The organism is Halonatronomonas betaini (assembly GCF_015666175.1).
GTDB classification, from domain to species: Bacteria; Bacillota; Halanaerobiia; order Halanaerobiales; family Halarsenatibacteraceae; genus Halonatronomonas; species Halonatronomonas betaini.
On record NZ_JADPIE010000003.1, the window covers coordinates 323,703 to 336,474 of the forward strand.

The 12,772-nt window shown below is 36.1% G+C and carries 11 protein-coding genes; 1 reads left to right on the top strand and 10 read right to left on the bottom strand.

What is annotated here, in order from left to right; translation table 11 throughout:
• Positions 1-17: 17 nt before the first annotated feature.
• The 9 genes from priA to remA all read right to left on the bottom strand — a co-directional run bounded on the left by priA (position 18) and on the right by remA (position 9,421).
• A complete protein-coding gene (priA, locus tag I0Q91_RS07035) occupies positions 18-2,276 on the bottom strand; it encodes a replication restart helicase PriA (RefSeq protein WP_270453729.1) in 2,259 nt (752 codons plus the stop codon).
• 79 nt (positions 2,277-2,355) lie between these two features.
• Positions 2,356-3,537 (bottom strand): methionine adenosyltransferase, encoded by a 1,182-nt coding sequence (gene metK, locus I0Q91_RS07040; RefSeq protein ID WP_270453731.1) that lies wholly within the window; start codon positions 3,535-3,537, stop codon positions 2,356-2,358.
• A 71-nt stretch (positions 3,538-3,608) separates the two neighbouring features.
• On the bottom strand, positions 3,609-4,958 hold the full coding sequence (locus I0Q91_RS07045; protein WP_270453732.1) for a TldD/PmbA family protein: 1,350 nt from the start codon (positions 4,956-4,958) through the stop codon (positions 3,609-3,611).
• Between the two features lies 1 nt (position 4,959).
• Positions 4,960-6,354 (bottom strand): TldD/PmbA family protein, encoded by a 1,395-nt coding sequence (locus I0Q91_RS07050; RefSeq protein WP_270453733.1) that lies wholly within the window; start codon positions 6,352-6,354, stop codon positions 4,960-4,962.
• Positions 6,354-7,124 (bottom strand): prolipoprotein diacylglyceryl transferase, encoded by a 771-nt coding sequence (gene lgt, locus I0Q91_RS07055; protein WP_270453735.1) that lies wholly within the window; start codon positions 7,122-7,124, stop codon positions 6,354-6,356. Before lgt ends, I0Q91_RS07050 begins: the two co-directional genes overlap by 1 nt.
• Positions 7,125-7,138: 14 nt before the next feature.
• Positions 7,139-8,323, bottom strand: a complete 1,185-nt coding sequence (coaBC, locus tag I0Q91_RS07060) for a bifunctional phosphopantothenoylcysteine decarboxylase/phosphopantothenate--cysteine ligase CoaBC (protein WP_270453736.1) — start codon at positions 8,321-8,323, stop codon at positions 7,139-7,141.
• A 22-nt stretch (positions 8,324-8,345) separates the two neighbouring features.
• On the bottom strand, positions 8,346-8,561 hold the full coding sequence (gene rpoZ, locus I0Q91_RS07065; protein ID WP_270453737.1) for a DNA-directed RNA polymerase subunit omega: 216 nt from the start codon (positions 8,559-8,561) through the stop codon (positions 8,346-8,348).
• Positions 8,551-9,135 carry a guanylate kinase gene (gmk, locus tag I0Q91_RS07070; protein ID WP_270453738.1) on the bottom strand — a complete coding sequence of 195 codons (585 nt, stop codon included), beginning with the start codon at positions 9,133-9,135 and terminating at the stop codon, positions 8,551-8,553. The genes rpoZ and gmk overlap by 11 nt, the downstream gene beginning before the upstream one ends.
• 28 nt (positions 9,136-9,163) lie before the next feature.
• Positions 9,164-9,421: an extracellular matrix/biofilm regulator RemA gene (remA, locus tag I0Q91_RS07075; protein ID WP_270453739.1), complete on the bottom strand. Its 258-nt coding sequence runs from the start codon at positions 9,419-9,421 to the stop codon at positions 9,164-9,166.
• 137 nt (positions 9,422-9,558) lie between these two features.
• Between remA and I0Q91_RS07080 the strand changes: the two genes are divergently transcribed.
• Entirely contained in the window at positions 9,559-11,334 is a 1,776-nt protein-coding gene (locus I0Q91_RS07080) for an Rqc2 family fibronectin-binding protein (protein WP_270453740.1), read from the top strand.
• On the opposite strand, the gene lnt is transcribed toward I0Q91_RS07080, so the two are convergent.
• Positions 11,293-12,771 (bottom strand): apolipoprotein N-acyltransferase, encoded by a 1,479-nt coding sequence (gene lnt / locus I0Q91_RS07085; RefSeq protein WP_270453741.1) that lies wholly within the window; start codon positions 12,769-12,771, stop codon positions 11,293-11,295. The genes I0Q91_RS07080 and lnt overlap by 42 nt on opposite strands.
• Between the last annotated feature and the right edge of the window lies 1 nt (position 12,772).

A 12,772-nucleotide genomic window follows, 5' to 3' on the forward strand; every position in this document is an offset into this window, starting at 1 on the left:
TTTACCATTACATCTTATTATAACATTGAGATAGGATCAACATCAACTGAAACATCTAACTTATTAGAGATAAGTTCATATATTTTAGCTTTAATATCTGGTAGAAATCTTCTTCTTTCCTTTATTCCAGGGAAAAAACAGAGAATATGCCAGCGGTATTTCCCCCTTAATTTACTAATTGCTGCTTCAACTGGTCCTAAATAGTAAAATTCTTTATCATACTTATTCTCTAGAAAATCTTTTAACTCACTAACAAGTTTCATAATCAAACCCTCAGTTTCAGCTTTAAATAATATTCTGACCAATCTAGAAAACGGGGGGTAAAATAATTTAGACCTTATTTCCAGCTCCTTTTCATAAAAATCATTCCAATCCGATGAAAGTACAGCCTGAAGGGCATAATGGGATGGATTATAGGTCTGAATATATACCTGCCCCTTTTTCTTGCCTCTACCAGCTCTTCCAGAAACCTGAGTAATTAATTGAAATGTCCTCTCAGATGATCTAAAATCAGGCAAGTTCAACATTAAATCTGTACCTAATACACCAACTAATGTTATATTATGAAAATCATGCCCTTTAGCAATCATCTGGGTTCCAACTAAAATATCTATCTCTCCATTATCAACTTTATTTAAAATTTCTTTATGGGAGTTTTTCTTTCCAGTTGTATCAACATCCATCCTGGCAACAGAAGCTGCAGGAAACTTATCTTTAATTACAGTCTCTAAACGTTCAGTTCCTGAGCCAAAGTCTTGCAATAGATCACTGGAACAGGCCGGGCATTTTTTAGGAACATGAACATGATAATCACAATAATGGCACTGAAGTTTATTAATACCTTTATGATAAGTTAAAGTTATATCACAACTCGGGCATTTAATAGCCTCACCACATTCCTGACATAAAATAAAAGAAGCATAACCTCTCCGGTTTAAAAAAAGCATAACCTGCTCATTATTAGCCAGTCTTTGCTTAATAGAATCAACAAGTTTATTACTCAATAAACCGTAATTACCGGCTTCAATTTCTCCACGCATATCAATCAAATCTATATCAGGCATGGCGCCATCTCCAGCCCTTTCTTTTAAAGTTAAATATTGATACTGTTCCTCCATTGCAAAATAATAACTTTCTAAAGAGGGAGTTGCCGAACCTAAAACTACTGGAATTCCATTTTCTCTAGCTCTTATAACAGCTGCTCCTCTAGCATGATAATAAGGATTAGTACCCTGTTTATAAGAGTTTTCATGTTCTTCATCTATTATAATTATACCAGGATTATTTAAAGGGGCAAAGATTGCCGATCTGGCGCCGATAACTATTTCAGCTTCACCATGATATATTCTTTGCCATTCATCATACCTTTCACCATCAGAAAGCCGGCTATGAAGCACAGCGACTTTATTTCCAAAATATGAATAAAAGAAATCAACCATATAGGGAGTTAAAGAAATCTCAGGGACTAACATTATTGCTCCCTGACCATTTTTAACAACTTTTTCTATCAATCTAAAATAAACAGCTGTCTTTCCACTTCCAGTTACACCATGAAGTAAAAATACACTATTTTGTCTATTATCAATAGATTGTGAAATATCTTGAAAAGCCTGAGCCTGTTCAGAATTAAGCTCAAAGTCAACCTTCTCATCTCTACCGGCAATCTTATATTCTGGTCTTCTTCTATTAATAACCTCTTCCCTTTCAATAAGACCCTTATCCTCCAATGAATAGAGAACATTTCTAGATGTAGAGGCTCTTTCAACTAATTCTGTAGCCTCTATAACTTCAAAATCAGAATCAACAAAAACCTTTAAAATTCTAGCTTGAGCCGGTGCTCTACCTTCGATTTCATCAATTTTATTTATTAATTCTCCATTCTGAAATAATGACTTATAACCAATTACCTTTTTATAAGCTCCCCCTGAACCATCAACTCCGGCAGGTAGAGCAGTCCTGATTAAACTTAAATAACTAGTAGAATAATAATCAGCAAGCAATCTTAAAGTTTCAAGCAACTCCTCTGTAAAAAGAGGCCTTGGATTAATTATTTTATCAATTCTTTTTACCTTATCTTCATCTATATCTATCTCTTTTGAAAAACCAACAATATATCCAGTTACTTTCTTTCTACCAAAGGGTACCCTTACAGACTGCCCTGGTTTATAATCAACAATCCCCTTTTCTTTTTCTGGTAGATAAGAGAAAGCTCCTCTATCACCAAGGTGAGGCACATCAACAATAATATCTATATAATTTTTGTTTATATCTATCAACTTTATCACCTCACCAGAAAAATTAAGTCACATAGAAAAACCGAAGAATCAAGCATTGTATTCTCCGGTTTAATCTCAATTATAATGAACTTTTTAATGCTTCAACCTTATCAGTCTTTTCCCAGGGTAGGTCAAGTTCTGGTCTACCAAAATGACCATAACAGGCAACCTGCTGGAAAATCGGCTCAGTTAAATTTAAATTCTTAATAATACTCCCTGGCCTTAAGTCAAAATGCTCTTTAACCAATTCAGTTAAACGTTCCTCAGATACTTTTCCAGTTCCAAAAGTATCAACCATGATAGATAATGGCTTAGCCACACCAATAGCATAGGATAGCTGAACCTCACATTTATCAGCAAGTCCTGCAGCCACAATATTTTTAGCAACATAACGTGCAGCATAGGTGGCAGACCTGTCAACTTTTGTGCCATCTTTCCCGGAAAAACAGCCTCCTCCATGTCTGGCAACTCCTCCGTATGTATCGACAATAATCTTTCTTCCAGTCAGGCCTGTATCGCCATGGGGGCCACCTATTACAAACCTGCCAGTTGGATTAATCAGATACTCTGTCTCTTCATCTAATAAATCTGCAGGAATCACTTCTTTTATAACATGTTTGATCAAATCTGTTTTTAAATCAGCCAGCTTCTTATCTGGATGATGCTGGGCAGAAACTACAACTTTATCAACTCTCTTTGGTTTATCATCTTCATATTCAACTGTAACCTGAGTTTTACCATCAGGTCGCAAGTAACCAAGCAATTTATTCTTTCTAACTTCAGCAAGCCTTTGAGCCAATTTATGGGATAAAGTTATCGGTAAAGGCATAAGTTCTGGCGTTTCATTGCAGGCATAACCAAACATTATACCCTGATCTCCAGCACCTAATTCTTCTTCACCGTTTTCTTCTCTTTCCCTGCTTTCTAAAGCAGTGTTAACTCCCTGAGCAATATCAGACGATTGTTCATCGATGGCAGTTAAAACAGCACAGGTTTCACCATCAAAACCATACTTAGCCCGATTATATCCAATATCAACAACTTTTTTTCTGGTAATATCAGTAATATCCACATAACAATCAGTAGTAATTTCTCCTGAAACCAAAACAAGTCCTGTAGTAACAAAGGTTTCACAGGCAACCCTGGCATCAGGATCGCATTTTAAAATTTCATCTAAAATAGCATCAGATATCTGATCAGCTACTTTATCAGGATGCCCTTCAGTAACAGATTCCGATGTAAAGAAATATTTATCAACCATAAAAATCTCCCTTCCAAATAAATATACAAATACTTAAAAATTATTCTAGCATAGAGGTAAATCTATGTCAATTAATTGCCACCTACTGACAGACTACCAATTAATAATGATGGTGAACCAATATGCCCTCTGCCTGGTGAGCCCATTTCTAAATCATTACCTATCCCAATAACATCTTTTAAGAGCTCAATAAAGTTACCAGAAATAGTTATCTGTTCAACAGGTTTAATAATCTCTCCATCTTCAAGCAAAAAGCCCTCTGCACTCAGGGAGAAATCTCCTGAAACCTGATTGGCACCGGCATGAAGCCCTGTAATATCAGTAACCAATAATATTCTTTCCTTCATCTTCTTGAGCTGATCATAACTTGTCTGACCAGGTTCAATATAAAGATTTGTTGGAGCAATTCCAACTGAGCTTTTATGGGAACTTCTAAAGGCATTACCAGTCGATTTAACACCTTCCCTGGCAGCTGCTTTTAAATTATATAAATAAGTTGTTAAAATTCCATTCTTTATAATCTCTTTTTTTCTGGTAGGGTAACCCTCAGAATCAAAAGGTGTTGATCTAAAACCCTCTTCCATAAAAGGATCATCAATCAGGGTTAAATCATCAACTGCAACTTTATCATCCAGTTTACCCTCAAATAAGGAGAGGCCTTTCTGGACATTCTCAGCAGATAAAGTTGAAGCAAAGGTCTGTAAAAGATCACCGGCAACATCCCGTCTCAATAAAACAGGATAATCGCCTGATTTAATTGAGCTAGCACCTAATAAAGAAACTGCCTCTTTAGCAACCTCTTCTGCCAATTCTACAGGATCAAACTCTGCAAATTTTCTTTTAACAACAACTTTACCACTTGATTTTTTATCAGTCTCATCAGCTGCCAGAACAGATAAATACATATAGGCAAGTTGACTGTTGTTGCTGAGCTCAAGCTCTGCAGTATTATCCATAACCTCTTCTAGCATCATATCGGAATACATACAATAATTAACTACTTCTATTCTATCATCATAATCATAAGCAGCCTGTTCTGCATTCTTTAAAAGCTCAATTTTATCATCAGGGTTAATTTCACCAAAATCATCGCTAATTATATTTAATTCCTGATATTCTGCTTTTTCAGTAAATATGACCCCTTCTTCTTTATCAACAATTTCAGCATTCTCTTTAGCTTTATTAACTAAAAAATCTATTTCTTCTTCTGAAATACTCTCTGTATAAGAAAAGCCCATTTTCCCCTGATAAATACCTCTAAAACCAATTCCATCATCATCATTAAGAGAATAATGATCAACCTCACCCTTAAAAACTCTGAGATCTATACTGGAATTTCTATTTCTATAAAGTTCAACCTCAGAAAACCCGGCAGCCTTAGCTTTTTCAAAAATTTTCTTTTTAAATTCCTTATATTCCATTTTATGACTGACCTCCTTCTCTTCCGCCAACTGTTAGTTCTGAAACCCTAATCATTGGCTGACCAACATTGGATGGAACAGCGCCACTAATCGAGCCACACATGCCCTGTTCATGGGCCAGATTATCTCCAACCATATCAATCTTTTTTAAAATATCTTCACCTTTACCAATCAGAGTTGCTCCTCTAACTGGCTCAGCAATTTTGCCATCTCTAATCAGATAACCTTCCTGAACATTAAAATTAAATTGTCCAGTAGAGGGGTCAACAGATCCGCCCCCCATTTTGCTGGCATAAAGGCCATAATCAACGCTATTTATAATATCATCTTTACTGCTCTCACCAGGGGCAATATAGGTATTGGTCATTCTGGAAGTAGGGGCATACTTATAACTCTCTCTCCGGCCAGAGCCAGTTGGTTCAGCACCCATTCTCCGTCCATTTAATCTATCAACTAAATAACCCTGGAGAATACCATCTTTTATTAAAACATTCTTCTGCATCGGGATACCCTCATCATCAAAGTTCTGTGAACCCCAGGCATTAGGAATAGTACCATCATCTATTGCTGTTACAACTTCACTGGCAATCTGGTCACCAACTCTATCAGCAAAAACAGATGTCTTTTTAGCAACTGAAGTTGCCTCCAGGCTATGCCCACAGGCCTCATGAAAAATAACTCCGCCAAAACCATTATCAATAACTACCGGCATCTTGCCTGCCGGAGCATAATCTGCCTTAATCATAGTAGCAGCTATTCTGGCAGCTTCTTCGGCATATTCTTCTATATCAATCGTATCATAAAACTCAAAACCCATATGAGCACCAGGAGCATAAAAACCGGTCTGCTTTTCTCCACCAATACTTGCTACAGCAGAGATTGCAAGCCTGGTCCTAACTCTCGCATCATTAACAAAGTCACCTTCAGAATTAATAAAGGTAATTTTCTGATTTTTATCAAAATAATTTATAATTGTCTGTTTAATAGAATCATCATAATTACTGGCGACCTGGTTAGCTTTATTCATTAAATCTAATTTTTCTGACTGACTAACCCTATCTGGTCTAATTTTAATAATATGATTATCCATCTCTCTAGCCGGCTCTAAATTGTCAGGTCTAAGAACCCTTTCAGATTTTAAAGCCTTAGCAGTATTTCTAGCCACCTTTAAAAGATTTTCCCGCTCAGTATTATTAGTATAGGCATAAATACCATTGAATTTATTGAAAATCCTTAAACCTAAACCGTAATCAGTCCCGCTTTTAGCTTCCTCAACATCTCCACCGATCATTTTAATACTATTAAGATATGATTTTTCAACAAATACCTCAGCATAATCCCCGCCTTCATTAAGGGCGGCATCTATAACTTCGAGCAAAATATTTTTATCTATCATTAATTTTTCCCCTTTCCACTACTCATAGATCTATAAAACAGATAAGCACCTGCTGCTATCAACACAATACTTATCAACCTGGCAACCTGGAAATTTCCTAAATAAAGACTATCCATCCTTAAATCCTCAATCACAAACCTTCCGATTGAGTATCCAATCAAATAAATTCCTAAAACCCGACCTGGTTTATAATATTTACTCTTGAATAGAACGATCATAATCACAAAAACTACTAAATTCCAGATAGATTCATATAAAAATGTCGGTTGGTGATAGACACCATTTATATACATTCCCTCCTGGATAAATTGAGGCAACCAGCTCAATGTCTCCTGGGATACAACCTGGCCATAGGCCTCCTGATTAATAAAATTACCCCAGCGACCAATACTCTGGCCTAAAATAAAAGCAGGGGCCAGAATATCTACAGTGATTAAAAAATCAAAATTCTTCTTTTTAGTAAAAAAATAAGTGAAAATAAGTCCGGCAATCATACCACCATGGATGGCCAATCCTCCACCTCTAACATTAAACATCTCAGCTGGATTGTCTTGATAATATGGTAGGTTAAATAAAATAAAATAAAGTCTGGTACCAACCAGACCAATTGGAAGACCTAGCAACAGAAAATCTATCCAATCTTCAAAATCATAACCTTTAGATTTTCCTAGCCAGGTAACAACACCTAAACCTAAAATTATTCCACTAACAATAAAAACTGCATACCACATAATTGGTACTGGGCCAATTTGAAAAGCTACTCTATCCATATTATTTCACCACTTTATAAAAAAGATTTTAATTCATCAAGAATTATATCAGCAATCTCTTTTTTATCCCTGATAGCAACCTGATATTCAAACTCCTCGTTTAAAATTAAGACCCTATTATTCCTGCTGGCAAACCCAACATTTTCATCAGCAATATTATTAGCAATTATTAAATCAAGACTCTTTTCTAAAAGTTTTCTTCTTGCATTAACTTTTAAAGCTTCAGATTCAGCAGCAAACCCGACTAATTTTTGACTTCCTTTAATCTTATTTAACTCATTAATAATATCCGGTGTCCTGGTCAGTTCAATCATCAAATTTTCATCATTCTCTGATTTCTTAAGCTTCTGTTCCGATATCTCAATCGGTCTATAATCTGAGACTGCCGCTGCCATGATGCCGGCATGAACCTCAGGAAAATATTCAACTGCTGCCTCTGCCATCTCCTGAGCAGATTTAACATCAATCAACTGAACCCCTTCAGGTGGATCAAGCTCAGTTGGTCCTGAGATAAGAACTATTTCAGCTCCTCTAGCCTTTGCTCTCTTAGCAATAGCATAACCCATCCTGCCAGTAGAACGGTTTGATAAAAACCGGACTGGATCTATTGTTTCTCGGGTAGGCCCTGCAGTAATCAGCAATTTTTTACCTGATAAATCTTTAGGTGTAAGCATATCTTTAACTGCGGCAACCAATACATCTGGTTCAGGTAATCTCCCGCCACCTTCATAGCCACAAGCCAGATAACCACTATCAGGTTCTAATACAATAAAACCTTTATCCTTTAAAATTTCAAGGTTTTTCTGAACCACAGGGTTATTGTACATATTGACATTCATAGCAGGGGCAATCATAACATCTGCCCTGGTTGCCATTAAAATTGTCGATAGTAGGTCATCACCGATACCACCGGCTAATTTTGCAATAAAATTTCCAGTAGCAGGACCAATCAAAAATAAATCTGCCCTATCTGCCAGAGAAATATGCTTAACATCTCTATTTGCAGGAGGTGTAAACATTTCAGATTCAACTGAATTATGGGTTAACGATTGAAAGGTTAAAGGACTGATAAATTCCTTTGCTGATTCAGTCATTATTACATCAACATTATAACCTTCTTTTGTCAGACTACTGGCTACATGAGCCATCTTGTATGCTGCAATCCCACCTGTAATCCCTAAAATAATATTAGGACGCATCTACCCACCTCCTTCTATCTATCTATTTTATACTATCTTCACTAATTTTTTTGTAATGTATTTTACCCAACTGAATTTCCTCTAAACTCTTTGTAACAGGCTTATTACCTTTATAATTATCAAGTAAATCCTTGCCACCCTGATTTAAATTTCTTGCCCTCTTAGCTGCCATAACAATTATAGTGAATGGACTATCAGCCTGACCTTTAAGATCTTCAAGTGATGGTCTAGCTATCATTATTATCTTGCCTCCCTTTCTTTTCTTTCTCAATTATTTCAATAATCCGCTCTGCAGCAGAATCAACTTTATCATTAACAACTTTGTAATCATAATCATCAGATTCAGTCATCTCAGACCTGGCATTTCTCAGCCTGATCTCCATATCGGCCTTACTTTCAGAATCACGTTTCTCTAATCTATTTTTTAATTCATCAAAAGATGGCGGTGTTAAAAAGATATAGACTGCATCTCCAAAACTTTTCCTAACCTGTCTGGCACCATTTATATCAATCTCTAAGATAATATCTCTGCCCTCATCTAAAGCTTCCTGAACAAATTTCTTAGGTGTACCATAAAAATTGCCATGAACGCATGCTGATTCAATAAACCCATCATTATCTTTATGCTTTTTAAATTCACTAGTTGAAACAAAATAATAATCTTCTCCGTTAACCTCACCAGGTCGTGGTTCTCTCGTTGTCATTGAAACTGAATATTCAACATCTTGATATTTATCAAAAACTCTGTCAAGCACAGTTCCTTTACCAACACCTGAGGGGCCAGAGAGAACAAATAAAATACCTTTAGACATAAGTACACCCCTTGCCATGCTAATAGTATTATTCTTCATCTTTTTTATTATCTTCCAATCTATGTGAAACAGTTTCAGGCTGAATAGCAGATAAAACGACATGATCACTATCAGTTATAATAACAGCCCTAGTCCTCCGACCATAGGTAGCATCAATCAACATACCCTTTTCTCTTGCTTCCTGAATTATTCTTTTGATTGGAGCAGATTCCGGGCTGACTACAGCAATAACCCTATTCCCTGCCACAATATTTCCAAATCCAATATTAATCAACTTAACCGACATCTCTCTACCTCCTAAGATTTATGTAAAATCGCTTTTTATCAATGATATCATAGTACCCTGAAATTTACAAGATTAATAAAAACTCTAGATTGACGAATCACCTTAATTAAACTATACTTAATTAAGAGGTGATAAATATGGCAATCGACGGAATAATGCTGGCTAATTGCCGGCACGATTTAAATGATAAATTAATTACTGGCCGAATAGATAAGATCTATCAGCCAGAAAAGACATTTTTAACTATTTTAATCCGAAATAATAACCAGAATTATAAATTACTTTCTGTAATAGATCCAAGACAATCAAGAGTCCATCTTACCGATTTAAGCTTTGATAACCCAAAAAAACCCCCTACTTTTACAATGGTTATGAGAAAACACCTAACCTATGGGGTAATCAAAAAGATAGAACAGCCTGGCTTTGAAAGAATCTTAAAAATAACTATAGAAAATAATAATAAAACTTTCTACCTCTACCTGGAAATTATGGGTAGATATAGTAATGTTATATTAACTGACCAGGAACATATAATCCTTGATGCCCAGAAAAGAATGGGACCAGATAAAAACTCAGCCAGAACTTTAATGCCAAAGGTCAAATACGAATTCCCGCCTCCCCAGGATAAAATTGATCCCCGGGAACTCAAGCAGGAAAACTGGGAAAAATTAATTAGCGAAGATATTGAAAAAAATCTACCCAGGGCTATCCTTAACAATATCCAGGGTTTCGGGCCTGATTCGACTAAAGAAATAGTCTATCGGGCTGGAATTGATTTAGAAAAAAATTATTCTGAATTGAATCAAAAAGAAAAAAATAAATTGCTGGATCAACTCTTCAGCTGGATAGATGCAATTGAAACCGGTGGTTTCCAACCGACAGTCGGTTTTGATAAAGAAGAAAAATTTAAAATCATTTATCAATCAGCTTTCCCATTAACTTATCTAAAAGCTTTAGAAGGGGTTGAATATAAAACCTTTGAAAACTCTGGTAAACTTTTTGATTTCTTCTATCAGGAACATATAATAAAAAGAGATCTGGCCAGGGAGAAAAAGAGATTACAGGATATTATCTCAAATTATCTGGATAAAAATAGCCGCCAGCAGAACAAGGTCAGAGGTAAATTAGAACAAAGTAAACATGCCGATAAATATAAACGAAGAGGAGAACTCCTTAAATCCCAGATCCACAAGATTGATAAAGGGGCCTCTGAAGTTAAGCTAATCGACTATTATAGTGAAGACCAGCCAGAAGTCAAAATTCCGCTGGATTCTGATAAATCCCCTGCTGAAAATGTCAGGCGACTATTTAAAAAATATAATAAACTAAAAAAGAGCCGCTCACACCTTGTCAAACAACTGGCCAAACTCCGGCATGAAGATAAATATCTTCAAAATGTAGAGTTAGAATTAAGTCAAGCAGAAACCGAAGAAGAACTCTCAGAGATTGCTGAAGAATTAAAGGAAGAAGGCTATATCAAAAAGAATAAACAAAAATCTAAAGATAATAATAAACTTCCTCCAAGAAAATATATCTCAGCAGATAATTATCAAATCTTAGTCGGTAGAAATAACCGACAGAATGATCACTTAACAAAAAAAGTGGCCAACCAGGACGATATCTGGGTCCATACTAGAAAAATTGCCGGTTCCCATGTAATCATCAAACGGGATACTGATAAACCAGTTCCAGAATCTACAATCTATGAAGCAGCACTCCTGGCAGCTTATTTCAGCAAAGCCAGAGAGTCAGAAAATGTTCCTGTTGATTATACTAAGGTAAAAAATGTCAACAAACCTAAAGGAGCTAAACCAGGTATTGTCTATTATGAAAATCACCAGTCAGTCTATGTTACCCCTAATGAAGAAGAATTAAAGCAGATACTTAAACGCACCGCCGAGCAGAGTAATTAAAATAGATAGATAGACAATTATATTACCATATTGCTGATAAACTGTCGGTTCCCTCCCTGGAGCCGGCAGTTCTATTTCTATTACAGAACTTTCCACTATCTCCTGATAACGACCATCTGGCAGGACATAGCCATCAATTGCCTTATTGCCTGCTTTAACAACTGGCATCCTGGTCTCAACAGCTCTCAATCTGGCAGATTGCCACATCTGAGTCTGAAGATTGCCATCACCAAACCAGGCTTCATTGGAAGGGTTTACGATAAATTGATGTTGACTCAATTCAGCATAATCTGCTGACCTATGCAAAATCTCAGAACAGGTTAAAACTCTAAAAGAAGCTTCAATACCCTCAACCTCAATCTCAAAATATTCTGGTTCCTGACCTCTGGTGATTGAACCCCAGTTTCTACCGGTAAAGAATTCTGCAACTCCAACCAGAGGAATAAATTCACCAGGAATCAAATCTATCTTATCATATCTACCTAGAATCTCATATTCATTATCCAGTAAAAACATACTATTATATGATTCAGTCGGTTCATCCCTGATAGCCTGGCTACCAAGTAAGAGATAGCCATTTAATTCAGTCAAATCCTGAAACATATTTCTATAATAGCCATTTCTAGGATAATCAAAGGTCAGTGCAGTCTCTGGCATAATAACCAGCTCGGCACCATTTGCATAGAGTTGATTGGCCTCTTCAGCAATTAACTCAGTAAATTCTTCAATATTCTGGCCCTGCCATTTCTCCTCCTGGGGAATTTCAGTCGCAATAATTCCAATATTAATTAGTTGACCGGTCTCAAACTGACTATTTTCTAGCCTATCCAGGGCCTGACCGCTAAAGTAACCTGAAGCCAGAAAAACAATTAGAATTAACAATAAATACCTTAATCTTCTAACAGTAAATAATTTATAAATCAATCCATTAATTAAAACTACAATAAAAGATAATAAGAATATTCCACCATATTCAGAAAGCTGCAAAAACCGATCAAAACCAGTCTGAGTCAAACCTAAATTACCAAAGGGGTAATACGGGAAAATAAAATTTATCAAATACTCAAAGGCTACCCAGCTTCCTGCCAGCAGCAGTAAAGAGGCTCTCTTTTTACTTCCTCTTTCAATGAATTTATAGCCAAGTGACCATAAACCCATATTCAAACCAGATAAAGTAAATAAAATCATCAAGAAAATAATTACAAGGGGAAATGGCAGTCCACTAAAATCATTTATAGGATGATATAACCAGTAGCTGGCCCCAACTGCCAGGGTAATACCCAGGACCCAGCCATAAACCAGCACCTGCTTATAATCACTTAATCTTTTCATAACAATAATAGTCGGCACCAGTCCAAACCAGGCAAGCCAGTAAAGCTCTGGATTTCCCAGTGGCAGAGTCAATAATATTCCACTTAAAATCACTAATAAGATCAAT

Bases quoted from the DNA above. Each gene is read 5' to 3' on its own strand.
- I0Q91_RS07080 (WP_270453740.1), top strand. From the start codon at position 9,559: ATGGCAATCGACGGAATAATGCTGGCTAATTGCCGGCACGATTTAAAT.
- lgt (WP_270453735.1), bottom strand. From the start codon at position 7,124: ATGGATAGAGTAGCTTTTCAAATTGGCCCAGTACCAATTATGTGGTAT.
- rpoZ (WP_270453737.1), bottom strand. From the start codon at position 8,561: ATGATAGCTAGACCATCACTTGAAGATCTTAAAGGTCAGGCTGATAGT.
- coaBC (WP_270453736.1), bottom strand. From the start codon at position 8,323: ATGCGTCCTAATATTATTTTAGGGATTACAGGTGGGATTGCAGCATAC.
- metK (WP_270453731.1), bottom strand. From the start codon at position 3,537: ATGGTTGATAAATATTTCTTTACATCGGAATCTGTTACTGAAGGGCAT.
- I0Q91_RS07050 (WP_270453733.1), bottom strand. From the start codon at position 6,354: ATGATAGATAAAAATATTTTGCTCGAAGTTATAGATGCCGCCCTTAAT.
- I0Q91_RS07045 (WP_270453732.1), bottom strand. From the start codon at position 4,958: ATGGAATATAAGGAATTTAAAAAGAAAATTTTTGAAAAAGCTAAGGCT.
- remA (WP_270453739.1), bottom strand. From the start codon at position 9,421: ATGTCGGTTAAGTTGATTAATATTGGATTTGGAAATATTGTGGCAGGG.
- gmk (WP_270453738.1), bottom strand. From the start codon at position 9,135: ATGTCTAAAGGTATTTTATTTGTTCTCTCTGGCCCCTCAGGTGTTGGT.